This is a genomic window from Rhizobium arsenicireducens, from assembly GCF_964021225.1.
The window spans coordinates 3,494,393-3,520,302 of sequence record NZ_CAXHYK020000001.1 but is presented as its reverse complement, the minus strand read 5'-3'; the positions used below and the strand labels follow the sequence as shown (position 1 = coordinate 3,520,302).

The 25,910-nt window shown below is 60.7% G+C and carries 19 protein-coding genes; 9 read left to right on the top strand and 10 right to left on the bottom strand.

Annotation, left to right across the window (positions count from 1 at the left end; translation table 11 throughout):
* Positions 1-12: 12 nt before the first annotated feature.
* Positions 13-4,800, top strand: a complete 4,788-nt coding sequence (locus ACWPVA_RS17360) for an NAD-glutamate dehydrogenase (protein WP_454288860.1) — start codon at positions 13-15, stop codon at positions 4,798-4,800.
* Between the two features lie 46 nt (positions 4,801-4,846).
* Complete coding sequence (locus ACWPVA_RS17355; protein ID WP_454289632.1) at positions 4,847-6,247, top strand: MFS transporter; 1,401 nt, start codon at positions 4,847-4,849, stop codon at positions 6,245-6,247.
* A 51-nt stretch (positions 6,248-6,298) separates the two neighbouring features.
* On the opposite strand, the gene purH is transcribed toward ACWPVA_RS17355, so the two are convergent.
* The 4 genes from purH to htpX all read right to left on the bottom strand — a co-directional run bounded on the left by purH (position 6,299) and on the right by htpX (position 12,222).
* Entirely contained in the window at positions 6,299-7,915 is a 1,617-nt protein-coding gene (gene purH / locus ACWPVA_RS17350; protein ID WP_454288859.1) for a bifunctional phosphoribosylaminoimidazolecarboxamide formyltransferase/IMP cyclohydrolase, read from the bottom strand.
* A gap of 97 nt (positions 7,916-8,012) precedes the next feature.
* Positions 8,013-9,689: a heparinase II/III family protein gene (locus tag ACWPVA_RS17345; protein ID WP_454288858.1), complete on the bottom strand. Its 1,677-nt coding sequence runs from the start codon at positions 9,687-9,689 to the stop codon at positions 8,013-8,015.
* A 188-nt stretch (positions 9,690-9,877) separates the two neighbouring features.
* On the bottom strand, positions 9,878-11,269 hold the full coding sequence (locus ACWPVA_RS17340) for an RsmB/NOP family class I SAM-dependent RNA methyltransferase (RefSeq protein WP_454288857.1): 1,392 nt from the start codon (positions 11,267-11,269) through the stop codon (positions 9,878-9,880).
* Positions 11,260-12,222 (bottom strand): zinc metalloprotease HtpX, encoded by a 963-nt coding sequence (htpX, locus tag ACWPVA_RS17335; protein WP_454288856.1) that lies wholly within the window; start codon positions 12,220-12,222, stop codon positions 11,260-11,262. Before htpX ends, ACWPVA_RS17340 begins: the two co-directional genes overlap by 10 nt.
* A gap of 108 nt (positions 12,223-12,330) precedes the next feature.
* Here htpX and ACWPVA_RS17330 point away from each other — a divergent pair, with 108 nt between their 5' ends.
* From ACWPVA_RS17330 to ACWPVA_RS17320, 3 genes are read left to right on the top strand one after another with little or no spacing between them, the layout of a single operon-like run.
* Entirely contained in the window at positions 12,331-12,564 is a 234-nt protein-coding gene (locus ACWPVA_RS17330) for a DUF1674 domain-containing protein (protein ID WP_454288855.1), read from the top strand.
* A gap of 51 nt (positions 12,565-12,615) precedes the next feature.
* Positions 12,616-13,077, top strand: a complete 462-nt coding sequence (locus ACWPVA_RS17325; protein WP_454288854.1) for a thermonuclease family protein — start codon at positions 12,616-12,618, stop codon at positions 13,075-13,077.
* A 25-nt stretch (positions 13,078-13,102) separates the two neighbouring features.
* Positions 13,103-13,420, top strand: coding sequence for an excalibur calcium-binding domain-containing protein (locus ACWPVA_RS17320; RefSeq protein ID WP_454288853.1), 318 nt, complete (start codon positions 13,103-13,105; stop codon positions 13,418-13,420).
* Positions 13,421-13,480: 60 nt separating this feature from the next.
* Here the strand turns inward: ACWPVA_RS17320 and acs are convergent, their stop codons facing one another.
* Positions 13,481-15,433, bottom strand: a complete 1,953-nt coding sequence (gene acs, locus ACWPVA_RS17315) for an acetate--CoA ligase (RefSeq protein ID WP_454288852.1) — start codon at positions 15,431-15,433, stop codon at positions 13,481-13,483.
* Between the two features lie 236 nt (positions 15,434-15,669).
* Between acs and ACWPVA_RS17310 the strand changes: the two genes are divergently transcribed.
* Complete coding sequence (locus ACWPVA_RS17310; RefSeq protein ID WP_454288851.1) at positions 15,670-16,371, top strand: DUF1013 domain-containing protein; 702 nt, start codon at positions 15,670-15,672, stop codon at positions 16,369-16,371.
* A 71-nt stretch (positions 16,372-16,442) separates the two neighbouring features.
* On the opposite strand, the gene ACWPVA_RS17305 is transcribed toward ACWPVA_RS17310, so the two are convergent.
* Positions 16,443-18,353, bottom strand: a complete 1,911-nt coding sequence (locus ACWPVA_RS17305; RefSeq protein WP_454288850.1) for a propionyl-CoA synthetase — start codon at positions 18,351-18,353, stop codon at positions 16,443-16,445.
* A gap of 131 nt (positions 18,354-18,484) precedes the next feature.
* Positions 18,485-19,144, bottom strand: a complete 660-nt coding sequence (locus ACWPVA_RS17300; protein WP_454289631.1) for a YggS family pyridoxal phosphate-dependent enzyme — start codon at positions 19,142-19,144, stop codon at positions 18,485-18,487.
* A 201-nt stretch (positions 19,145-19,345) separates the two neighbouring features.
* Between ACWPVA_RS17300 and leuS the strand changes: the two genes are divergently transcribed.
* From leuS to holA, 3 genes are read left to right on the top strand one after another with little or no spacing between them, the layout of a single operon-like run.
* Positions 19,346-21,973, top strand: a complete 2,628-nt coding sequence (leuS, locus tag ACWPVA_RS17295; RefSeq protein ID WP_454288849.1) for a leucine--tRNA ligase — start codon at positions 19,346-19,348, stop codon at positions 21,971-21,973.
* Positions 21,963-22,484: an LPS assembly lipoprotein LptE gene (lptE, locus tag ACWPVA_RS17290; protein WP_454288848.1), complete on the top strand. Its 522-nt coding sequence runs from the start codon at positions 21,963-21,965 to the stop codon at positions 22,482-22,484. Before leuS ends, lptE begins: the two co-directional genes overlap by 11 nt.
* Before the next feature lie 13 nt (positions 22,485-22,497).
* Positions 22,498-23,544: a DNA polymerase III subunit delta gene (gene holA / locus ACWPVA_RS17285; protein ID WP_454288847.1), complete on the top strand. Its 1,047-nt coding sequence runs from the start codon at positions 22,498-22,500 to the stop codon at positions 23,542-23,544.
* 6 nt (positions 23,545-23,550) lie between these two features.
* Here the strand turns inward: holA and ACWPVA_RS17280 are convergent, their stop codons facing one another.
* Genes ACWPVA_RS17280 through rsmG form a run of 3 tightly spaced genes read right to left on the bottom strand, consistent with a single transcriptional unit; the run spans position 23,551 to position 25,910 of the window.
* On the bottom strand, positions 23,551-24,432 hold the full coding sequence (locus tag ACWPVA_RS17280; protein ID WP_454288846.1) for a ParB/RepB/Spo0J family partition protein: 882 nt from the start codon (positions 24,430-24,432) through the stop codon (positions 23,551-23,553).
* Between the two features lie 33 nt (positions 24,433-24,465).
* The gene (locus tag ACWPVA_RS17275; RefSeq protein ID WP_454288845.1) at positions 24,466-25,260 is read right to left on the bottom strand and encodes a ParA family protein; all 795 of its coding nucleotides are present in this window, start codon (positions 25,258-25,260) and stop codon (positions 24,466-24,468) included.
* Positions 25,257-25,910 carry a 16S rRNA (guanine(527)-N(7))-methyltransferase RsmG gene (gene rsmG / locus ACWPVA_RS17270; RefSeq protein WP_454288844.1) on the bottom strand — a complete coding sequence of 218 codons (654 nt, stop codon included), beginning with the start codon at positions 25,908-25,910 and terminating at the stop codon, positions 25,257-25,259. Before rsmG ends, ACWPVA_RS17275 begins: the two co-directional genes overlap by 4 nt.

The following is a 25,910-nucleotide window of genomic DNA, read 5'->3' as shown; positions in this document are numbered from 1 at the left end:
AGGGAGTGAACAATGGTCGCGAGCAGGAAATCCCGGAGAGAGCAGCAGTTCGAGAGCGCACGGCGCATAGCGGTGGCCAACGGCGAGGTATTCGTCGACCCTGGAATTCTCTTTGGTCGCGCCAGCAATGACGATCTCGATCTCTATACCCCGGAAATGCTGGCCTTCTCCGCTGTGCGTGCGGCCGGCGATCTGGCAGCCTGGGACGGCAAAGCACCGCGCATCACAATTGAGACGACACCAGAGGTGACGCCTGGCGGCATGCCCGTCAGCATCCTCTCGATCGTCGATCGCAACAAGGCGTTCCTCTATGATTCGGTGATGGGCGAAGTGACAAGCCTTCACCGCGACATTGCCATGGCGGTTCACCCGATCTTGACACTGGCGCCAGGCGGGGAGATCAGCCTGTCCATGCCGGAACACGAGGCAGAAGGGGCAACCCGGATCAGCTACATGCAGATCCATCTCGCGCCGCTTAACCCTGAACAGTCGCGAGCGCTTGAGGAAAATCTTCTCACTGTGCTCGCCAGTGTCAAACTCGCCTTCAACGACTGGAAGCCGATGCTCGCCTTGCTCGACACGGCGATACAGGAACTTTCAACCACCATCGCCGGACGCCGCAAGGCCGATCGTGACGAAGCCCTCGCCTTCCTGGACTGGCTGCGCAAGGACAATTTCACCTTCCTCGGCATGCGCGAATACACCTATTCCGGCGAAGGCGCCGACGCCAAGGTCGAGCGCAGCCATGGCCAGGGGCTCGGGATCCTCTCCGATCCGGACGTGCTCGTCCTGCGCCAGGGGAAACATGCGGTGACCACGACGCCAGAAATCCTCGCCTTCCTGCAGGGCCCGGACTTCCTTATCGTAACCAAGGCCAATGTGAAATCAGTAGTCCACCGGCGCGCCTACATGGATTATGTCGGCATCAAGCGCTTCGGGCCTGACGGCAAGGTAACCGGCGAGCTTCGCATCGTCGGCCTGTTTACGGCGACCGCCTATACCCGCTCGGTCAACCAGATCCCGCTCTTGCGTGCCAAGGTTGAAAAGGTGATCAGCCATTTCGGCTTCGACCCGCAGAGCCATTCTGGCCGTATCCTGGAAAACACGCTGGAATCCTATCCGCGTGACGATCTGTTCCAGATCGACACTGACCTTTTGGCCAAATTCTCAGAGCAGATCAATGATCTCGCGGAGCGCCCCCGCGTGCGCGTGCTGCCGCGCATCGACCAGTTCGACCGCTTCGTGTCTCTGATCGTCTATGTACCGCGGGAGGACTATAATTCATCGATCCGTGAGAAGATCGGCGCCTATTTCAAGACGGTCTACGATGGCCATGTCTCAGCCTATTATCCGGCTTTCCCCGAGGGCGGCGTGGCGCGCGTGCACATCATCATCGGCCGGTCCGAGGGAAAGACCCCACGCATCGCCCAGGCCCGGCTGGAACAGGCCGTGCGGGAGATCACGGCACGCTGGCTCGACCGGTTTACCACGCTCGCCGGAGACGATGCGCCTCAGCTCGCGGTCACCCAGGCCTTCCAGGAGGCCTTCAGCCCTGAAGACGCAGTGGCAGACCTGCGCCATATCCAGGCTTGCCGTGAGGGTGCGCCAATTTCTATCGCCTTCCATGAAGTCGACGGCGAGCAAGGGGTTCTCCTCTATCTGAAGATCTTCCATGCCGGCGCCCACCTGCCGCTGTCCCGCCGCGTCCCGCTCCTCGAAAACCTGGGCTTCCACGTCATCAGCGAGCGAACCTTCGACATCGGTCTGGACGAAGGGACAGGCAATGAAGACCTTGTCGTGCTGCATGACATGGAACTCCAGGTACAGGGCGACCGCGGCTTCGACATTGCATCGCAAGGACCCCTGCTTGAGGAAGCCTTCGTTCTCGCCTTTACCGGCACGCTCGACAACGATGCCTTCAACCGGCTGGTACTGACAGCCGGGCTCACCGGCCGTCAGGCGAATGTTCTACGCGCCTATGCCGCGCACCTGCGCCAATGCGGTTTCGTCTACTCGCAGCGCCACATCGCCGACACGCTCAACAAGCATCCGGCTATCGCTGCAACGATCCTCTCTCTGTTCGAACTCACGTTCGACCCGAAACTTGGTGACAAGGCGCGCCAGCGCAAGCTGGCGGAATGCCGCGAAACGCTCGAAACGGCGCTGGCGTCGGTGCCGAGCCTCGACGAGGACCGCATTCTGCGCCGCTACATCAACTCCATCGAAGCGACGCTCCGCACCAATTATTTCCAGCAGGCCTACGCCGTGGGGAACCGCCCCATGCTGGCCTTCAAGTTCGACCCGCAGCGTCTCGAGGGCTTGCCGGAACCTCGGCCTTTTCGCGAAATCTTCGTCTACGGTGTCGAGGTCGAGGGTGTTCACCTGCGCTTCGGCAAGGTGGCACGTGGCGGTCTTCGCTGGTCGGATCGCGCCCAGGACTATCGCACCGAAGTGCTGGGCCTCGTCAAGGCACAGCAGGTGAAGAATGCCGTCATCGTGCCGGTCGGCGCCAAGGGTGGCTTCTTTCCCAAGCAACTGCCGATCGGCGCCAGCCGCGATGCCTGGATTGCCGCCGGCACCGAGGCCTACAAGACCTACATAACGACGATGCTGTCGATCACCGACAACATCGTCGGCGGCAATATCGTATCCCCCGCCGATACGGTACGCCGCGATGAGGACGATCCCTACTTCGTCGTCGCCGCCGACAAGGGTACGGCAACCTTCTCCGACACGGCGAACGGTCTGGCCCAAGCGGCCGGTTTCTGGCTCGACGATGCCTTCGCCTCCGGCGGTTCGGCCGGCTACGACCACAAGAAGATGGGCATCACGGCGCGCGGCGCCTGGGAGGCGGTCAAGCGTCACTTCCGCGAAATGGACATCGACATCCAGACGACGCCATTTTCCGTGGCCGGCGTCGGCGACATGTCGGGCGACGTTTTCGGCAACGGCATGCTCCTGTCGGAGAAGATCAGGCTGGTCGCCGCCTTCGACCACCGCGACATCTTCATCGATCCCGATCCGGACACGGCCGTAACCTTTGCCGAGCGCAAACGCATGTTCGCACTGCCACGTTCAAGCTGGCAGGACTTTGACAAGACGCTGCTGTCAAAGGGCGGCATGATTATCTCCCGCACGGAAAAATCCGTGACGCTGACGCCCGAGGCGGCTGCCGCGATCGGCCTCGACAAGGCAGTGGCGACGCCCTCGGACATCATGAGCGCAATTCTGAAGGCACCGGTGGACCTGCTTTGGTTCGGCGGCATCGGCACCTATATCAAGGCAACCGAGGAGACCGATGCGGAGGTTGGCGACCGGGCCAACGACGGGATCCGGGTGACGGGCGCGGACGTGCGCGCCAAGGTGATCGGCGAGGGCGCCAATCTCGGCGTCACCCAGAAGGGCCGCATCGCCTATGCCCTCGCCGGCGGACGTCTGAACTCGGATGCGATCGACAATTCGGCCGGAGTCAACTCCTCCGACGTCGAGGTCAACATCAAGATCGCCCTTTCCTCGGCACTCGCCGACGAGCGGTTGACCCGAAACAAGCGCGACAAGCTGCTCGCCGAAATGACCAACGAAGTGGGCGAACTGGTTCTTCGCAACAATTACCTGCAGACGCTGGCGATCTCGCTGACGGAGCGAAAAGGCGCTGCCAATCGCGAAGAACTCGGCCGCCTGATGAACTATCTCGAAGAACTCGGCCGTTTGAACCGCAAGGTGGAAACCTTGCCGGACAATCCGACACTTGCCGAGCGCTACGCGTCCGGCAAGCCGCTGACCCGCCCGGAGATCGGCGTTCTGTTGTCCTACGCCAAGATCGTGCTGTTCGACCAACTGGTCGCATCCGATCTGCCGGACGATCCCTATTGCGAGAGCGCGCTCACCAACTACTTCCCGGCCCGCATGCGCAAGACCTATGCGGCAGACATAGCCGGACACCGGCTGCATCGCGAAATCATCTCAACCGTGCTGGCGAACCACGTGATCAACCGCGGCGGCCCAGGATTTATCGCCGCCATTGGCGATGCCACGGGCGCGCTACCGCCGGAGATCGTCAAGGCCGCGCTGATCACCCGCGACGGACTGCAACTGCCGGTGATTTGGGAAAAGATCGACGCCCTCGACGCCAGAATCCCCGGCGAAACCCAGAACAGGCTTCATGCGCTCGCCGCACGCGTCTATACGGGGGTTACCCGCGTTCTGGTCGAGACCGGCATGACGAGCGGCGACCTTTCCGATGCATTGACGCGGCTGAAGATCGCGGTCAAATCCGCCAAGCAGACCTTCGATGCGACGCTTCCGGCCAACCTGCGGGCCATGCTGGAAAACGAGGTCACGGAACTGCTGGAGGCGGGCGCTCCCGCCGAGTTGGCCGAAGAGGTCGTTGGTCTACTCACCCTCCTGCTCGTGCCGGAGGTGATGCAGATCGCCGCGCGCACGCAGGCCCCGCTATCGCGGGTCATCGAAGGCTTCTTCGCCATCTCCGATGTCTTCCGCGTCGACCGGATCCTTGTTGCCGGCAGCCGGATCGTCAGCAGCGATCACTATGAAAGCCTGGCACTGGCCCGCAGCCTCGATCAGATCGCCGCGGCACGGCGCAACATCGTCGTCTCTGCCTTCACCCACCATGGCGGAGCAAAACAGCCCGTCGCGGCGTGGATTGCGGCTGCTCGTCAACGGGTCGAGCATGTCGGGCGCGAGCTCGCAGCGCTAAGCGAGACGAACGAGGCCAGCCTGGCAAAGATCACCGTCGCCGCTGGCTTGTTAAGCGATCTTGCGAACGACTGGTCAAGATGACAGTCTTCGCCTCGGGGTATCGAGGAAGGGACTTCGCGTGACCGACATGGCAGATGCAATGGGTCGCCGCCGCGGTGAAGGGATTTACAGCCGCGGCGTGGTGGGCTGGATGCTGTTCGACTGGGCAGCCCAGCCCTTTTTCACGGTGATTACCACTTTCATTTTTGGACCTTATTTCGTCTCTCGGATGACCAGCGATCCGATCGCCGCCCAGGCGACCTGGAGCAACATGGCGACGATCTCGTCGATCATCATCGCCGTGCTATCGCCAATCCTCGGATCGATCGCTGACGAATCCGGCTCACGAAAGCCCTGGATCGCCTTTTTCGCGATGATCAAGATCGCCGCCCTCTGCCTCCTTTGGACGGCCACGCCCGGCTCTTCGGTCGCTTTTATCGTCCTTCTCATGGTCCTTGCCACGACATCCGCCGAATTCTCGATCGTCTTCAACGATTCGATGATGACACGGCTTATCGGCCAGAAGGATGTGGGGCGCGTTTCCAACATAGCCTGGGGCATGGGTTATCTCGGCGGCATGATCGTGCTGATCAGCGTCGTCCTGTTCATTGCGGCAAACCCGGACACCGGCAGGACCATTCTAGGCGCAATACCATTGTTCGGACTCGATCCGGCGACAGGCGAGGACGCGCGGATTACCGGGCCGATCTCGGCGCTGTGGTACCTCGTCTTCATCCTGCCCATGTTCTTCTTCACGCCGGATGCGAACCGCGGCAAGCCGCTCGCCAAAGCGGTGCGCTCCGGGCTCGCCGAACTCGGAAGCACGCTCAAGGAAATGAAGGGAAGGGCCGGTATCTTCCGTTTCCTGATCGCGCGGATGCTCTACCAGGACGGTGTCAATGGCCTGCTCATCCTCGGCGGCATCTTCGCCGCGGCGATGTTCGGCTGGCATACGATGGAAATCGGCATCTATGGCATCATCCTCAATGTCATCGCCATCTTCGGCTGCGTGGCGGCGAGCTCGCTTGACCGGTGGCTTGGATCGAAATTCGTCGTCGTGCTGGCGCTCTTGCTCCTCCTGACTGCGACCTTCGGGATGATCTCGACGGGACCGGACTTCACCTTGTTCGGGCTGATCGGCCTGCCGATCGAAACGACCGATGGCCTGTTTTCGACGCCGGCAGAAAAGGCCTATATTCTCTATGGCCTTTTGATCGGCATCTCCTTCGGGCCTGTGCAGGCCTCCTCGCGCTCCTATCTGGCCCGCAGCGTCAGCCCAGCGGAAGCAGGCCGCTATTTTGGCATCTACGCGCTCTCCGGCCGCGCCACGAGCTTCATGGCGACGCTTTCCTTCTCGCTGCTCACTTATTGGACGGGATCGGCGCGCATCGGCATGGCGAGCCTGATCGTCTTCCTGTTGGGCGGCCTGCTCATTCTGCTGAAGACGCCCTATCCCGCCGCCCATCCGGCAAAGCCGCTGGAAGCATGAAAAAGGCCCGGTTTGCCGGGCCTTCTTCCTGTCCATCGCGACGATCCGCGATCAGTGGCGGAAATGGCGAATGCCGGTGAAGACCATCGCGACATTGTGTTCGTCGGCAGCAGCGATGACTTCGGCATCCCGCATCGAGCCACCGGGCTGGATGACGGCGGTGGCACCGGCGGCGATTGCCGCGAGCAGACCGTCGGCGAAGGGATAGAAGGCTTCCGAGGCAACCGCAGAGCCCCTGGTCAGCGGCTCTGCCAAGCCGAGCGCCTTGGCCGCATCCTCGGCCTTGAGCGCCGCGATGCGGGCGGAATCGACGCGGCTCATCTGGCCAGCTCCGATACCAGCCGTCTGACCGTCCTTCGCATAAATCACCGCGTTCGACTTGACGTGCTTGGCGATCTTGAAAGCGAACTTCATGTCTTCGAGCTCGGTCGGGGTGGGCGCGCGCTTGGTGACCACCTTGAGCTCAAGGTCCTCGACCATGACATTGTCTCGCGACTGGACGAGCAGTCCGCCCGAAACAGTCTTGGCCACGATGCCGCGGGCGCGCGGATCCGGAAGCGCTCCGGTGGTCAGAAGCCGCAGGTTCGGCTTGGCGGCAATGATCGCCTTGGCCTCGTCGGTGACCGACGGTGCAATAATCACTTCGGTGAACAGCTTGACGATCTCCTCCGCCGTCTCAGCGTCCAACATCTGGTTGAGCGCGATGATTCCGCCAAAGGCAGAGGTGGAATCGCAGGCGAGCGCCCGTTTGTAGGCCTCCACCAAGCTCGGACCGGTTGCCACCCCGCAAGGATTGGCATGTTTGATGATGGCGCAGGCCGGGGCCTTTTCGGCCGGGAACTCGGCGACGAGTTCGAAGGCCGCGTCGGTATCGTTGATATTGTTGTAGGAAAGCTGCTTACCCTGCAGCAGGGTCGCGGTGGCAACTCCCGGGCGCTGGTCGCCGGTGACATAGAACCCGGCGCTCTGGTGCGGGTTTTCGCCGTAGCGCATGGCTTCCCTGAGGGAACCGCCAATGGCGCGATACTGCGGCATGTCAATCGACAGGGCCTCTGCGAACCAGTTGGAGATCACCGAGTCATAGGCGGCGGTGCGGGCAAAAGCCTTGGCGGCGAACTGCTGGCGCAGCGCATAGGTCGTCTGGCAATCGTCGGCCTTGAGAGCGTCCAACAGGGCCGGGTAGTCCGACGGATCAGTCAGCACGGTGACGTAGGCATGATTCTTGGCCGAGGCACGTATCATTGCCGGGCCGCCGATATCGATGTTCTCGACGGTCGTCGGATAATCGCCGCCGGCGGCGCGGACTTCCTCGAAGGGATAGAGATTGATGACGGCAAGATCGATGCTCTCGATGCCATGCTGGCGCATTGCGGCGACATGGTCCTCGTCGTCACGGATTGCCAGCAGGCCACCATGCACGTTCGGATGCAGCGTCTTGACACGGCCATCCATGATCTCCGGGAAACCCGTGACTTCGGAGACGTCGGTGACCGGCAGACCGGCCGCGGCGATCGCCTTGTGCGTGCCGCCGGTCGACAGAAGCTTTACGCCCATGGCATTCAGCGCCTGCGCCAGTTCCGCAATGCCGCTCTTGTCGGAAACCGAAAGCAAGGCGGTGCGGATTCTGACGCGGTCGGGAACGGGGATTTTCTTGGATACGACGGCCATGGTTCTGCTCCGATCTGAACTGCCGCGCCGCATGAAGAAGGGAGATCGCGAGCGCGATGCCGCCGCCTAGCACAGCTTCCCCGCGGATGGAACCATTCTATGCGTGATGGGCGAGAAACCAGCGTATTTCCGGGCCTTGAAAGGCCACCTCCAGCTGTTGCGACGGACGAACACCCGAGGCATCGGCAAAAAAGATATCCTCGCCGATCGCAAGTTCTCCTGCCGGGATCGAAAATGTCCAGCTCTCGCCGTCCTGCGCCAGCATGCGGACCTTGCGCTCGTCGATACGCTCGAGCGTGATTGCCGGATGAATATGAAAGCGGGCAACCGCCGGCTCTGGCGGGGCTACGGTCGAGGGCGTGCCATCAGGCTCCAAGAACCGGTCCCGTCCAGCAATCTTGTTGCCCGTCTCGTTGAGGCGGATCTCGCGCTCGTGAAGCAGACCGAACTTCGTCAGATAGCCGTCATGGCTGGCGCAGAGGCGGTCGCTCCCGTCAGGCCCGGTCTGACGCGAAACATCAACCTTCGACACGCCGGCCACCATCACCGGCCCAAGAAAATCGGACTGAGAAAATCGCGCCGAGGAAGCCGTGCCGATGCAAACGGTGGAATGGGCAGCCGTGGTGCGCGCCAGCTGCCTGAGCTTTTCGCCGGCAAACCGCGGCGAACCACTGTTGATGATGAAGCGATGCCGACCCGAGGACAGTTCGAACGACAAGCTGCCAGCATGGGCGGTTCGCGAAAGGTCGGCGGAAATCGGCAGGCCGGTGTCCGCCAGAAGTACCGTACCGCCAGAAGCCATCCGTTGATATTGCGAATGGGGCAACGCCTTGAACGGCTGGCCAGCGGTTTCGTCGTACCGCAGCACCGACATCAGGTCGTTGGCGAGCGTGGAACTTGCCCCGTTGAACAGGCCGAGGTCTCCGCTCTGATGCCGGAAAAAGCGGATTGCCGGATACATCCGGTCGATCGCCGGGATCAGCTTCACCGGCACATCATGGCCGAGATTGATATAGGTCTGTCTGAGTGGCAAAAGGTCGAACAACAGGTCGACCGCCGCCTGCGGATTGCGCGACACATGTCCACCGTCCGGCAGGATTTGCCGATCGATCTCCCGGTTGAGCTCACGTGCCGCCCGTCTGATCGTCGAGGGCCGCGCTTCCATCGAGATCGAGGCCATGGCAAGCGCGATGCGCAGCCTGAGGCGCGGAAGACCTGCCGGCGCGTATCGCGCACGCCGACGCAAATAGCGAACCTGGAAGGAAAGACTGGACAGGAAGCGCCGGTAAAAGCCGCTGTCGGCATCCTGAAGCACTACGGTCGAATGGGAAAGCCAGGCAATGATTCGCTGAGCCATCACATCGGCTTCCCAGGCGATGCCGTCGACGCGCGATCCGTGCAGTTCGATCCAGTCGTCGACGATCGCCCGAGCATTGGCGCAGGCCTCAGCGCTCTTATCAGACCGGATGTGCCGCAGCCACGAAAAGGCATGGAGCCGCACGGCGAAATGATGGGAGGGCAATTCCAGCAGAAAAGGCGACTGGTTGCCGGCATCGAGGACCCGCCCGGCAAGGGGAAAGCGTCCCTGGTAGATTTCTTCCGCGACAAAAGGATCGATAGCACGCAGATCGGTCGGGGCAACAATCAGCCGTCCCGGCGCAGCACCTGGCAGACCGATCGACAGCGCCCGTGGTGGCGCAAGAACGCAGAGAACCCGCCGGCACGCTTCCGCGAGATAGAGATAGACCAGCCTTTGGCGTTGCGTCAGTCGCATCGTATTCCCAAGCCGTGGCGCTGGATCCACTCCAGCGCCGAGGCCGCGAATGGCCATCCCGCCCTGATCCGCTCCATCATCCGCCTCGGTGTTCGGATCTCGTCCGTCGACCGACCGCCGCAGCACGTGCTCAATGAGCCGGCGCCCGCGCATTCCTTCAAAGTCTAACAATTCTAGTGAAATTTCCGTTAAATTTTAGCGATGACGCAAGCATAAAATCCGTCGAGACCACCCTCTTTCGGCAGCATGGCCGGGGTCGTGCGGAATTCGCCGCGCGGCGTGATCGCCTCTTCGAGATCTGGCCAGTCTGCGGGTTCTATCTCGATGCGCCGGCAAGTGGGGCAGTCAGCCAGTACGCGGGCGACCATATCCTCGCCCTCGAGCGGATCAAGCGAACAGTTGGAGAAGACCACGATGCCGCCCGGACCGACGAGCGTCAAGGCATGGCGCAGTAGTCTTTCCTGCAGTTCCGCTAGCTTGACAATGTCGGCCGGCCCCTTGGTCCAGGGCACATCTGGATGGCGCCGCATGGTTCCCGTCGAAGAACAGGGCGCATCGAGCAGGACCGCGTCAAAGAGCTGCTCCGGCCGAAAATCGAGGAGGCTGGCCAGCACGCAGTCGGCCTGCATGCCGAGACGCGCCAGATTGCCCTCGAGCCTTTTCAGACGAGACTGGGACTGCTCGACGGCGGTCACTTCGGCGCCCATGGCTATCAGCTGCGCGGTCTTGCCGCCGGGTGCTGCGCAAAGATCGGCGACGCGCTTGCCGCGAATGTCGCCGAACAGCCGGGCCGGCATGGCCGCGGCAGCATCCTGCACCCACCAGGCACCGTCATCGAAACCCTCAAGCGTTGGAATGGCACCACGGAACTTCTCCAATCGCACGCTGCCGGTCGGAAGGACCTTGCCGTTCAGCTTGTCGGCCCAGAGGGCCGCATCATGCTTGACCGTCAGATCGATTGCCGCCGGCTGCAACTGTGCTTCGGCGATGGCCAGCGCCGCATCGCGACCGTATATCGCGGTCAGCCGCTCGAGGAACCAGGCGGGCAGGCAGGGTAGCTTTGCGACATTCGCAAGGAGCGCCTCCTTCTCGCGGCCGATTCGCCGAAGCAGCGCATTCACCAGCTTGGCGAAACGACGGTTGCGCGGATCGCGATTGGCCTGCTCAACGGCGAGATCGACTGCCGAATGATCCGGAACGTCAAGATAGAGCATCTGGGCGGCCGCGATAATCAGCAGGTGCTTGAGTGAGCGGGCGCCTTCCGGCAGCGGCGTATCGAGCAGGATGTTGAGGATCGCCTCGATGCGGGGAAGGTGTCGCAGCGCGCTGTGCAGCATGGCCCGCACCAAAGCCCGGTCGGCTTCGGAGAGGTCGCGTATCGCGGGATTACCGTGTTCGGCATCCAGCATGCCGTCGAGCGAAGTCTTCTTGTCGATCACCGCGCCGAGGATTTTGGTCGCCGCGATCCGGGCGTCGAGCCCGGCCTTGGGGGCATGTTCAAGCCGTCGTGCAGAACCCGGTCGGCGTCCTGGATTGGAATTCTTCGATTTTCCGCGCGATTTCTCGTCGTTCAAGACCATGGACCTTTGGGTGGTTCGGAGCCGCCGCGGCCCCATCCGGTGTTCGGAACGGAACGCGCTTTACGGGGCGCATTAGCAGTGCGCTCCGGCCGCGTCGATCCCCCAATGCCTGTTTCCCGCATCTCGAGCAGAGCCGCAATCCGGTTTTCCGTGTCCGGATGCGTGGAAAACAGGTTGTCCATGCGCTGTCCAGAGAGCGGATTGATGATGAACATATGCGCCGTCGCCGGATTGCGTTCGGCGTCGTCGTTTTCGATATGCGAGGCATCACCGGCGATCTTCTCCAGAGCAGAGGCAAGAGAACGCGGGCTGCCGCAGATTTCCGCACCGCGACGGTCGGCGGCATATTCCCTGGTCCGGCTGATCGCCATCTGTACCAGCATGGCTGCGAGCGGTGCGACGATCATGGCTATCAGCACGCCGACGAAACCGAGCGGATTGTTGCGGTCATCCCGGCTGCCGCCGAACAGGAAGGCGAAATTCGCCAGCATGGAGATCGCACCGGCCAGTGTCGCCGTCACCGTCATGGTCAGGGTGTCACGGTTTTCGACATGGGCCAGTTCATGGGCCATTACACCAGCGACCTCCTCGGGCGTCAGGCGCCGAAGGAGGCCGGTCGAGGCAGCGACTGCCGCGTTCTGCGGGTTGCGGCCGGTAGCGAAGGCATTCGGCTGCGGATTGTCGAAGACATACACGCGGGGCATTGGAAGACCGGCATTTGCCGCCAGATCACGGACCATTCGATAGAACTCGGGAGCGGTGCGTTCATCGACCTCCTGGGCATGGTATGCGGACAGCACCATGCGGTCGGAATTCCAGTAGGAAAAGAAGTTCATGCCCGCAGCGACGACGAAGGCGATCAGCATGCCCGTCTGGCCGCCGATCAGGTATCCGACCCCCATGAACAAGGCTGTCATGAAGGCGAGCAGCATGGCGGTACGCATCATATTCATCGCTTCTCTCCGTCGGCAGGAACAATTCACGGCTTGGTTAGCGCGCCGGACTGCACTAGATGTAAATTGCCCAAGCCAAGTTTCAATGATCGCCGGAATGAATCAGACATGAGCGCAAATGCCGACAATGACAATCTGCGGGCCGCAACGGAACAGCCAGGCGTCGAACAACCGCCGCGCAAGCCGCTGACCGAGGCGGCGAAGCGCGCCTTGGCCGAGGCGGAGGAACGCCGGAAGACCGAACAGAAGACCGACCCCGCGCCAGAAATAGGCGGACGCGGCGGCGCTGATCCGGCGCGCTTCGGTGACTGGGAGATCAAGGGCAGGGCCATCGACTTCTGACCAGAATAAAAGCCTATTGATTGGCACGCATGATAGGAATATGTTCCCTTCATGCGCAATCGTCTTTTCTCCGCCACGAACTGCATTCTACTGGCCCTGCTGAGCACGATCGTGTTCGGTGGAAACGCCGAGGCGGCCGAGAAGATCGCCGGTCCGGTCGCAGCCGAACTCATCCGCGTGGTCGACGGGGACACGGTTCTGGTGAGTGCCATGCCCTGGCCCAATCATCATGTGACAACCTATGTGCGGCTACGCGGTATCGACGCGCCGGAACTGAAATCGCGCTGCGCGGCAGTCCGCAGTGCCGCGCAACAGGCGCAATCGACCCTTACCGACCTGTTGAAGGCCTCGCCGGTCGTTGCGCTCACTGACATATCCGGTGACAAATATTACGGGCGCGTCGTCGCGGCGATCCTTCTCGCCGACGGCAGCAATCCGGCAACCGCCTTGCTCTCCGCCGGTCTCGTTGATCCCTACCGGGGCGGACGAAAGAAGGTGGCCGCTTGCCCTTGAACGGCTTCGCGTGCAAGTGCGGGCTGTGAACGAAGAGTGGACAGTCGCAATTTCATCGTCGATGGAGATAACTGTCAAACGCGCCCTTCCCACGCTTCTGATTTCACTGAACTTGCTGCTGCCCCAGGCGAGAGCTGAAGGCTACATGTCGGCAGATCGGGATACTCCCTATACCCTGGCCGCAGGGCGTACCTGCAAGCAGGTGACGAACTGCCGGGAGGCGGTGGAGCTGTGGTGCAGCGGTTACCGACGCGCCGATGCGGACAGTGACGGCATTCCATGCGAAAATATCTGCCATTCGCGCGAGCAGGTTGATGAGATTCGCCGGGCGATCGGCTGCTGACGGAGAAACGAAAAAGGCCCCTCCGGGCGGAGAGGCCTTGATCAAAGGTTAAAAGAGCGATCAGGCGATCTTGTTCTGTCGGTTGGCGATCAGGTCATCGACAACGCCCGGATCGGCCAGCGTCGAGGTGTCGCCGAGCGCGCCGAAATCGTCCTCCGCGATCTTGCGCAGGATGCGGCGCATGATCTTTCCCGAGCGGGTCTTCGGCAAGCCTGGCGCGAACTGGATCTTGTCGGGCGTTGCAATCGGCCCGATTTCGGTGCGCACATGCTTCACCAGCTCCTGGCGCAAGGCATCGTCACCATCATGCTCGGACATCAGCGTGACATAGCAATAAATGCCCTGACCCTTGACCGGATGCGGATAGCCGACGACCGCAGCTTCGGAAACGAAGTGGTGCGAGACCAGTGCCGATTCCACTTCGGCCGTACCGAGGCGGTGGCCGGAGACGTTCAGAACGTCGTCGACGCGCCCGGTGATCCAGTAATAGCCGTCCTCGTCGCGGCGGCAGCCATCGCCGGTGAAATACTTCCCCTTGTAGGTAGAGAAATAGGTTTCGGCGAAGCGATGATGATCGCCATAGATCGAGCGCGCCTGGCCCGGCCAGCTGTCGGTGATGCAGAGATTGCCGTCGGCCGCGCCCTCGAGCACATTGCCCTCGTTGTCGACAAGCTGCGGCTTGACGCCGAAGAACGGCAGCGTGGCCGAACCCGGCTTCAGCTCAGTCGCGCCCGGCAGCGGCGAAATGAGGATGCCGCCGGTTTCAGTCTGCCACCAGGTATCGACGATCGGCGACTTCTGCTCACCGACGACGTTGTAATACCATTCCCAGGCTTCCGGATTGATCGGCTCGCCCACCGAACCGAGCAGGCGCAGCGACGAACGCGACGAACGCTTGACGAACTGGTCGCCTGCACCCATCAGCGCACGGATCGCGGTCGGCGCGGTGTAGAAGACATTGACCTTGTGCTTGTCGATGACTTCCCAGAACCGACCCTGGTCCGGGAAATTCGGCACGCCCTCGAACATCAGCGTGGTCGCGCAATTGGCGAGCGGTCCGTAGACAATGTAGGAGTGACCGGTCACCCAACCCACGTCGGCCGTGCACCAGTAAATCTCCCCATCCTTGTAATCGAAGACATATTCGTGCGTCATCGAGGCATAGACGAGGTAGCCGCCGGTGGTGTGAACCACACCCTTCGGCTTGCCGGTCGAACCGGAGGTATAAAGGATGAACAGCGGATCTTCCGCCTTCATCTTGACCGGTGGGCAGTCCGGCTTAGCCTTGGCGGTTTCCTCGTGATACCAGAGGTCGCGGCCCGGCGCCCAGCCAGTCTTGCCGCCGGTTCGACGGACAACAAGAACCTTGTTGACGATCACATACTGCTTGGCGGCGATGTCGATGGCAGTATCAGTGTTTTCCTTCAACGGAACCGGCTTGCCGCCACGCAAACCCTCGTCGCAGGTAATGACGAAGGTCGATTCGCAGTCGACGATACGACCGGCGAGCGCCTCTGGCGAGAAACCACCGAACACCACCGAATGAATAGCGCCGATGCGGGCGCAGGCGAGCATCGCATAGGCGGCTTCCGGGATCATCGGCATGTAGATGGTGACGCGGTCACCCTTCTTGACGCCCTGCTCCTTCATTACATTCGCCAGGCGGCAAACATTGTCATAAAGCTGGTTGTAGGTGATCTTCTTGTCGATATAGGGGTTGTCACCTTCCCAGATGATCGCTGTGCGCTCGCCATGAGTTTTCAGGTGGCGATCGATGCAATTATAGGAAACGTTGGTGAGGCCATCCTCATACCACTTGATCGACACCTTGCCCTTGAAATTGGTGTTCTTCACCTTGGTATAGGGCTTGAACCAGTCGATCCGCTTGCCATGCTTGTCCCAGAACTTATCCGGGTCTTCGATGCTCTCTTCATACCATTTCAGGTATTTATCATTGTCGATCAGGGCCCGGCTCTTCGCCGATTTCAGCACTGGATATTTCTTGGCTGACATGAACACCTCCTCATGTTGACGCGCCAACTATTCGATGGTCCCAGGCACTCCCCCTAAGACCTCTGTGCGCCATTCATAGCAGCTAGAGACGCTACAGCAATTAGACAAAGGTCATTCGCAAGCAGATGAATTGCATTCCACGACTTTTGGAGCTATATAGCCGTTGAATTCCGGAAATTGTGGTTGAGACCCACGGCCCGCGGCACCCGGCGCGGACGCAGAGAAGGATTGTTTCCATGGCTCAGACATTGCTCATGCCGAAAGCGACGGCCGTATGGCTTGTCGACAACACCGCGCTGTCATTCGACCAGATCGCGCAGTTCTGCAAGCTTCACGCGCTTGAGGTGAAGGCAATCGCAGACGGCGAAGCAGCGCAGGGCATCAAGGGTCTCGATCCGATCGCCACCGGGCAATTGTCACGCGACGAGATTGCCAGGGCGGAGAAGGATCCCAATCACAAGCTGAAGCTCTCCGAACCGAAGGTTCGCGTTCCCGATTCCAAGCGCCGTGGTCCGCGCTACACGCCGGTCTCAAAACGTCAGGACCGACCGAACGCCATTCTCTGGCTCGTGCGCAACCATCCGGAACTGAAGGATGCGCAGATCTCGCGCCTCGTTGGCACCACCAAGTCGACGATCGAGCAGATTCGTGACCGCACCCACTGGAACTCGACAAACCTGACGCCGATGGACCCGGTCACGCTCGGCCTCTGCAGCCAGATCGATCTCGACATGGAAGTCGAAAAGGCATCCAAGGGCCGTCCTCTGCCGACCGCTGCCGAACTCGGCGCAACCCTCCAGTCGGCCAGCGAAACCGAGCACCTCGATCTCGGCTACCGCGAAGAGAAGGAAAAGGAAATCGACGCGAATGCTGTCTTCGCCAAGCTTCAGTCGCTGAAGTCGGACAATGTTGAAGACGAGGACGACCACCGCTTCTGATTTCCGCATCGCATGAAACGGAAAAGCCCCGGTCAGTTCACCACTGACCGGGGCTTTTGTATGAGGGGCGACTACTTCGCCATGCCGTGCTGTTTCAGCACTTCGGTGATCTCGTCGAGGATTGCCGGATCATCGATGGTCGCCGGCATTTTCCATGGCATACCGTCGGCGATCTTCTGCATCGTGCCGCGCAGGATCTTGCCGGAACGTGTCTTCGGCAGGCGCTCGACCTTCATCACGTTCTTGAAAGCGGCGACCGGGCCGATCTCGTCGCGAACCAACTGGACGATTTCACGCTCGATCACCTTGAAATCACGGTTCACATTGTGCTTCAGCACCAGGAAGCCGCAAGGGATCTGGCCCTTCAGTTCGTCGGCGATGCCGATGACGGCGCATTCGGCGACATCCGGATGCATCGCGCAGACTTCTTCCATCGCACCCGTCGACAGGCGATGGCCAGCGCAGTTGATGATGTCGTCGGTGCGCGCCATCACGTAGATATAGCCATCCTCATCGACAATACCGGCATCGGCCGTCTTGTAGTATCCGGGGAACTCCTCGAGGCAGGCCGAACGGAAGCGGTCGTCGGCGTTCCAGAAGGTGACCAGGCAGCCGGGCGGCAGCGGCAGCTTGGCGACAATGTTGCCGAGTGTGCCGTTCGGAACCGGATGGCCCGCATCGTCAAGCACGTCGATCGCATAGCCTGGCATGGCCACCGCCGGGGAACCGTACTTGACCGGAAGCAGGCCGAGACCGGCCGGGTTCGCGGCAACCGGCCAGCCGGTCTCGGTCTGCCACCAATGGTCGATCACCGGAACATTGAGAACCTTCTCGGCCCATTTGATCGTTTCCGTATCGGCACGCTCGCCCGCAAGGAAGAGGGCGCGCAGGCCGGAAATGTCGTATTTGCGGACAAACTCACCGTCCGGATCGTCGCGGCGGATTGCGCGGAAAGCCGTCGGAGCGGTGAACAGCGTCTTGACGCCATGATCGGCCACGACGCGCCAGAAAGTGCCGGCATCCGGCGTTCCGACCGGCTTACCCTCGAACAATATCGTGGTGTTGCCACAAAGCAGTGGCGCATAGACGATATAGGAATGGCCAACGACCCATCCGATGTCGGACGCGGCCCAGAACACTTCGCCCGGCTTAACACCGTAAATGTTCTCCATGGTCCAGGCCAGCGCCACCATATGACCGCCATTGTCGCGAACGACACCCTTCGGCTGGCCGGTTGTTCCGGACGTATAGAGGATGTAGAGCGGATCCGTAGCCGCGACGGGCTCGCATGCGACCTCGGTTCCGTTGACCTTCTCGACTTCCACCGCCTTGGCGAGGTCGACGTCGCCATGCTCATAGCGCAGCGGCGCGTGCAGTTGGTCGCGCTGCAGGACGAAAGAGTATTCCGGCTTTCCCTGCGCCATGTCGATGGCGTGGTCGAGCAGGGGCTTGTAGGGAACGACGCGGCCCGGCTCCAGACCGCAGCTTGCGCTGATGATCGCCTTGGCGTCGCAGTCATCGATCCGGGTCGCGAGTTCATGAGCGGCGAAGCCGCCGAACACCACAGAGTGGATCGCGCCGATGCGGGCGCAGGCCAGCATGGAGAAGACCGCTTCCGGGATCATTGGCATATAGATGATGACACGATCGCCTTTACCGATGCCGTGGTTCTTCAGGACTGCGGCAATCGCTTTGACCTCGACCAATACATCGTCATAGGTGAAACTCTGCTTCGCACCCGTCATCGGGCTGTCGTAGATGATAGCATTCTGCGGGCCGAGGCCGGCCGCAACATGGCGATCAAGACAGTTGTGACAGGTATTGGTCTCGGCGCCCACGAACCAGCGGCCGTAGACACCAGCCTCTCCATCGAACACTTTATCGGCGGGCCTGAACCAGTCGAGCTTTTCCGCCTGGACCTTCCAGAATGCCTCGGGGTCACCCATCCATGATTGATAGGTTTCCAGATACTTGCTCTGCATGAAATCCTCCCGATGCGGCGCGAGACCATTTTGTATTTTGCCGCAATACTAAGGAGCAGGCCCGCCTCTGGAAAGTAGACGAAAGCGGTATGTCTCCGAACGCGGAAGCGGACCCGCTGCGGGACGTGCCGTCAACGCGTTCCGAAGATCGCGGAACCGACCCTCACGCTGGTCGCTCCGAAGCCGATCGCCGTCTCGAAATCTCCGGACATCCCCATCGATAGCTTGTCGAGACCATTTTCGGCAGCGAGCCTGGCAAGCAACGCGAAATGCGGTCCGGGATATTCATCGGCCGGCGGAATGCACATCAGCCCTTCGACCGCCAAGCCAATCTCACCGCGGCACAGTGTGAGGAAAGCTGCGACATCGTCCGGGGCAATGCCCGCCTTCTGCGGTTCAAGGCCGGTATTCACCTGCACATAGAAGCGCGGCATACGGCCCTGACGTTTTGCCTCGTCAGCCAGGGCCCGGGCGATCTTCTCACGATCGACAGTCTCGATCACGTCGAACAGGGCTACAGCATCGGCCGCCTTGTTGGATTGCAGCGGTCCGATCAGGTGTAGTTGAATACCAGTCGTTTCCTGCTTTAGCGCCGGCCACTTGGACTGCGCCTCCTGGACGCGGTTCTCGCCGAATATTCGCTGTCCCGCAGCAATGGTGGGACGTATGTGATCCGCATCGAAGGTTTTTGACACCGCAACCAACTGTACGGAATCCGGCTCACGATCGGCTTCCTGGGCCGCCTTCTTCACCCTGGCCCGCACATCGGCCAGTCTCTCTTCAATCGTCATAGCTATATCCGTCCATAATGCACCAGGGCGACCATCATCGCCCAGGCCGCCGCCGCAACGCAAGCGCAGCTGGCCGAGTAGTTTGTCATAGATTCTGACAGTGCCCCGCATATCGCCGCAATTGCCTCGAAAACTTGACGCTTGGCCGGTTTCGTGGTGAAGGTCGGCACATCCTTCCTAGCTATTCCGGAAATGCGAAATATGGCCACCGAACGTTACAATCCGCGCGATGCCGAGCCCCGCTGGCAAGCGAAATGGTCCGAAGCCGGCGTCTTCGTCACGGACAACGACGACAAGCGCGAAAAGTACTACGTCCTCGAGATGTTCCCCTATCCTTCGGGGCGAATTCATATGGGTCATGTCCGCAATTATGCGATGGGCGACGTCGTTGCGCGCTACAAGCGTGCCCGCGGTTACAACGTATTGCATCCGATGGGTTGGGATGCCTTCGGCATGCCGGCCGAAAACGCGGCCATGCAGAACAAGGTCCACCCGAAGGACTGGACCTACCAGAATATTGCCACCATGCGCGGCCAGTTAAAGTCCATGGGCCTGTCCCTCGACTGGTCGCGCGAGTTCGCGACCTGTGACGTTGAATATTACCATCGCCAGCAATACCTGTTCCTCGACATGATGGAGAAGGGGCTGGTCTACCGCAAGCAGTCGAAGGTCAATTGGGACCCGGTCGACCACACGGTCCTTGCCAACGAGCAGGTCATAGAGGGCCGCGGCTGGCGCTCCGGCGCGCTTGTCGAGCAGCGCGAACTGACCCAGTGGTTCTTCAAGATCACCGATTTCAGCCAGGACCTGCTCAACTCGCTGGATACACTCGACCAGTGGCCGGAAAAAGTGCGCCTGATGCAGAAGAACTGGATCGGCCGCTCGGAAGGCCTGACGCTACGTTGGGAGATCACCGGCGCGGCCCCTGCTGGCCATTCCGAAGTCACCGTCTACACGACGCGCCCCGACACTTTGTTTGGCGCCTCTTTCCTGGCCATCGCCGCCGATCATCCGCTGGCCAAGGCAGTCGCGGAGAACAATGCTGAAATCGCAGCCTTCTGTGACGAATGCCGTCGCGCGGGCACGTCGCTTGCTGCGCTTGAGACAGCCGAAAAGAAAGGAATGGATACGGGCATCAAGGTTCGTCATCCCTTCGACCCCGACTGGGAATTGCCGGTCTATGTCGCCAATTTCGTCCTCATGGATTACGGCACCGGCGCGATATTCGGCTGCCCGTCGGGCGACCAGCGCGACCTCGATTTTGCCCGTAAATATAACCTACCGGTCGTGCCGGTGGTCATGCCCAAGGACGGTGATGCCGCCACCTTCTCGGTAGATAAGACCGCCTATGACGGCGAAGGAATCATGATCAATTCTGGGTTCCTCAACGGTCTGGATACGGAGGAAGCCTTCAAGCTGGTGGCAGAAAAACTGTCCTCCACAACGCTCGGCAATGCGCCGCAGGGCGAACGCAAGGTCCAGTTCCGCCTGCGTGACTGGGGTATTTCCCGCCAGCGCTATTGGGGCTGCCCGATCCCGGTCATCCATTGCGAGGCCTGCGGTGTCGTTCCCGTGCCGAAGAAGGACCTGCCGGTCAAGCTGCCGGACGATGTGACCTTCGACGTGCCCGGCAATCCGCTTGATCGCCATGCGACATGGCGCCATGTCACTTGCCCGCAATGCGGCAAGGATGCCCGTCGGGAGACGGACACCATGGATACCTTCGTCGATTCGAGCTGGTATTTCGCCCGGTTTACCGCGCCGCGCGAGGATCTGCCGACGGTTCCGGCGATCGCCGACCACTGGCTGCCCGTCGACCAGTACATCGGCGGCATCGAGCACGCGATCCTGCACCTGCTCTACTCGCGCTTCTTCACCCGCGCCATGCGCGAGACAGGCCATGTGAACCTGAGCGAGCCCTTCAAGGGTCTGTTCACCCAAGGCATGGTCGTGCACGAGACCTACAAGCTGGGCGCGGGCGCGCAGAGCCAGTGGGTGGCGCCGGCCGAAATTCGTATTGATGAAGTCGATGGCGCGCGGCGCGCCATCTTGCTCGAAACCGGCGAGGAAGTAACGATCGGCTCGATCGAGAAGATGTCGAAGTCGAAGAAGAACGTCGTCGACCCGGACGACATCATCGCCTCCTACGGTGCCGATACGGCCCGCTTCTTCGTGCTGTCCGACTCTCCACCCGATCGCGACGTTATCTGGTCGGAATCGGGCGTCGAGGGTGCCCATCGTTTCGTTCAGCGTGTCTGGCGCCTGATTTCGGAGGCTGCTGAAGCGATGTCTACTGTGGTGGCGAATCCGGCTAAGGAGGGGCCAGCCCTGGCCGTGTCCCAAGCAGCGCATCGGACACTTGCCGCCGTTCAGGGCGACTACGACAAGCTGGCCTTCAACAAGGCGGTGGCGCGCATCTATGAACTGGTCAACGCGCTCGCCGGACCGCTGACGGACGCCGCCAACGGCAAGGCGGATGCGACCATGATCGCCGCCGTCAAGAATGCCGCTGAGATCCTGATCCAGCTGATTAGCCCGATGACGCCGCATCTTGCGGAAGAGTGCTGGAAAGTGATCGGACGCGAAGATCTTATTGCCACCGCCGCCTGGCCTGCCTACGATCCGGACTTGATCCAACTGGATGAGATCGTGCTTCCGGTACAGATCAACGGCAAGAAACGCGCGGAATTGACAATCAGCCGCGACGCGGACCAAGATACCGTCAAGAATGCGGTTCTTGCACTCGACACCGTGAAATCAGCCCTGAACGGGCAGGCTCCAAAGAAGATCATCGTCGTTCCGTTGAGGATTGTGAACATTGTCGTCTGACCCCGTCCGCGTTCCGGTTCGCCGGACCAGCCTTCTGCTCAGCATCGGCCTTTCAATGCTTCTGGCGTCTTGCCAGGTGCGTCCGCTTTATGACGACACCGCAGCGACCCGGGAAAATCTCGGTACGATCGCCTATTCGGATGCCGACGATCGTGTCGAGCTGGAAGTCCGCAACCAGCTCATCTTCATGACCCGGGGAGGAACCGGCGAGCCGGTCGCCCCGCAATACAGGGTCGACCTCAAGGTCGAATCCGTGGTTACAGGCGTTTTGCTCGAACGGTCATCCGACACAGCCAAGGCAGGCCGTGTCACCGTTTCGGCGGATTACACGTTGGAACGCATCATGGATAACACCGTGCTCAAGGCCGGGCGTCGGCAGGTTGTTTCGCTGGTTGATTTCCCGGCTCAGCAGTTCGCCAAGCTCAGAGCTGTTCGCGATGCCGAGAACCGCGCAGCTCGAGAGCTTGCGGAACTCATCCGGGCCGATCTCGCCATGGTTCTCGGGCGCTAAGGGCGCCCGGATTATGGTGGAAGTCAAATCCCACGAGTTTGAAGGCTTCCTGCAGAAATCGGTGCAGTTCTATCGGGTCTTTTTGATATATGGTCCGGATCGTGGCCTGGTAGCAGAACGGGCCGCACAAATTGCTGCCACGACCGGGATCGATCTTGCCGACAGTTTCGCGTTGACCCGCCTCGATGTCGCAGACATCACTTCAGACCCCGGCCGACTCATCGATGAGGTCAATTCATTCGGCCTCTTTGGTGGTGACAAGCTGGTCTGGGTCCGTGGTGCGGCCAATGAAAGGGCACTAGTCGAGGGACTGCAGATTATTGCCCAAACGCCGCCAGAAAATTGCACGGTCATCATCGAGGCCGGCGATCTGAAGAAGGGGTCGGCTCTACGCAAGATGGCCGAACCGGCACGAACTGTCGCGATCATCCCGTGCTACCAGGACGACGCCAAGGCGCTAAACACCCTAATCGACATCGAACTGGCAGCCGCCGGGCAGCGGATCACGCCGGCTGCACGGCAATTGCTGAGCGAATCGCTCGGCGGTGACCGCATTGCCTCACGCAATGAAATCCGCAAGCTTGCGCTCTACTGCCTGCATGAACCGATGATAGACGAATCGCATGTGACAGAGATCATCGGCGATGCGAGTGCGATTTCGACCGATGAGGTCATCGATGCGGTGCTCTCCGGGGAGCCAGATGCCTTCCTTCATGCAATCCAGAAGATCATTACCTCAAAGACGCCGGTTTTTCTTGTCCTGCAGTCCTGCATGCGGCAGTTCCAGCAGCTGGAACAAATGCGGATCGAGATGGAAGAACACCAGCAGCAGGCCGGCCAGGTCATGCAATCGCACGGACGGGGTATTCACTTTCGCCGCAAGCCGATCATCGAGCGGGCCTTGCGCAACTGGACATCCAGGGATATTGCCCGCGAAGCGAGCCGTATTCAGTCCACCATATTGCAGAGCCGCCAGAAGGCGGCTCTTGAGGACAATTTGGCAATCCAGACGCTTCTTTCGACAACGCTGCAATCAGCACGACGCAACCGCCGCGCTTGAGCGAAATCAGCCGCGACCCTCGAGCAGTCGGCAGATCTCCTCGAGTTGTTCAAGCGACTTGTAGGAAATCCTGATCTGCCCGCCGCTGCCCTTATGGTTGATGACAACAGCCAGCCCGAGACGGTCGGTCAGGCTCCGTTCCAGCGCCACCGTGTCGGAATCCTTGGCCTCGCGCGGTTCGGCAGGAGGCGCATTCTCGGCCTTGATGTGGGTTTGCGCCAGCTTCTCGGCCTCCCGGACCGAAAGGCCCTTGGTGGCGATCGTCTTGGCAAGGGTGACTGGGTCTGGCGTCGACACGAGCGCCCTCGCATGGCCGGCAGATAGGCTGCCCGCAGCCAGCATATCACGCACCGGTTCGGGCAGCTTCAGCAGGCGCAGGCTGTTAGCCACGTGGCTACGGCTCTTGCCGATAATTTCGCCCAGATCGTTCTGCGTATAGCCGTGCTCGGCGATCAGTTGCTCATAGCCGAGGGCTTCTTCAAGCGGGTTGAGATCGGCACGCTGGACGTTCTCGACGATCGCAAGCTCAAGCGCGGTACGGTCATCGACGTCGCGAACGATCACCGGAATTTCGACCAAACCGGCGAGCTGTGCGGCACGCCAGCGTCGTTCGCCGGCTATGATCTCAAAACGATTCTTGTCGCGCGTCCGCACGACCACCGGCTGAACGATGCCATGCTGGCGGATCGATCCGGCAAGGTCCTGCAGCTCGGCCTCATCAAAATAACGTCTGGGGTTCTTCGGGTTGCGAGCAACGAATTCGATTGGAACCAAGCGGTCGGGATTGACGCTGGGGCGCTCTCCACCGACCGGCAGCGGCTGATCCATTTCACCGATCAAGGCCGCCAATCCCCGGCCCAGTCGCCGCTTGGAAAGATCGTCACTCATATATTATGCTCCATAACTTATTAACGCCGGCGGTTACGCTGCCTTGCGCTGTCTTTCCCTCTGGATAACCTCGGAGGCCAGCTGCAAATAGGCCTGACTGCCGGCGCATTTCAGATCGTAGAGGATAGCTGGCTTGCCATAGGATGGCGCCTCGGAAACGCGGACATTTCGTGGGATCAGTGTCGTATAAACCTTCTCGCCCAAATGCATCCGTACGTCGTTGACAACCTGCTGTGCAAGATTATTGCGTGCATCGAACATTGTGAGCACGATACCCTGAATATCGAGCGTCGGATTGACTGTCTGGCGTACCTGGTTGATCGTCTCCAGGAGCTGGCTTAATCCTTCCAGCGCGAAGAACTCACATTGAAGCGGCACCAGCACTGAGTGGGCAGCGGCCATTGCGTTCATGGTCAACAGGTTGAACGAGGGCGGGCAATCGAGCAGCACATAACTGTAGCGACGAGCTTCGTCGGTGCCGAGCGCCTTTTTGAGGCGAAAGACACGATCCGCCTGCTGGGAGATCTCCATCTCAAAACCGAGCAAGTCAAGCGTCGAAGGAACGATCGACAGATTCGGCACGGCTGTATCCAGCACGGCCTCACTCACGGAATGTGTACCGATCAGCATGTCGTAGGAAGAGAGCTTTCGATCGCGGCGATCAATGCCAAGACCTGTACTGGCATTGCCCTGCGGATCAAGATCGACGATCAGAACACGCTCGCCGATAGCGGCAAGGGCGGTCGCCAGATTGATAGCGGTCGTCGTCTTGCCGACGCCACCCTTCTGGTTTGCAATGGTGATGATCCGGTTTCTCTCGAGAGTCATTCCGCACCTGACGCTGGTTGACTAATGCGCCGGATTGTCGCCAGCTCCAGTATGACGGAGTCGGGCTCGATGGCACTCTCGTGTATTACCAGATCAAAGCTCCAGCGACCACGGGCTTTATCGATCTCCGCCCGGTAATCCCGGCCTTTGTGAAAGTAGCACTGCAATAGCGGATTGCGCTTCGCCCAGGGCTCGGTAAAGGCAAGCAATTGGTCGAGGTCGGCCAGCGCCCGAGCAGAAATCGCATCGCTTTCCAGCAGCTTCTGCTGCGCCTCCTCGATTCTAATTGGGTGGACGGCGGCTCGGGCGCCTGTCTCGGCGATCGCCATACGAAGAAAGCTGGCCTTCTTGTGGTTGCTTTCGACAAGATCGACCCAACCTTCACCCTTCTCTGCAAGAAGAATTGCCGTGATCATCCCTGGAAAGCCGCCTCCACTTCCGAGATCCAGCCAATGTTTCGCTTCCGGACTTATCCTGAAGATCTGCGCACTATCGGCGATGTGTCTGTGCCATAGACTGCCCTTGGTCGATGGCGCTATCAGATTGATAGTCGATGCCCATTTTTGGAAAAGACTCGCGAAACGTTCGAGCCTCTCGCGTGTTTCACGTGAAACGTCTATGCCAATGTCAGAAGCATTCTTCGTATTCAT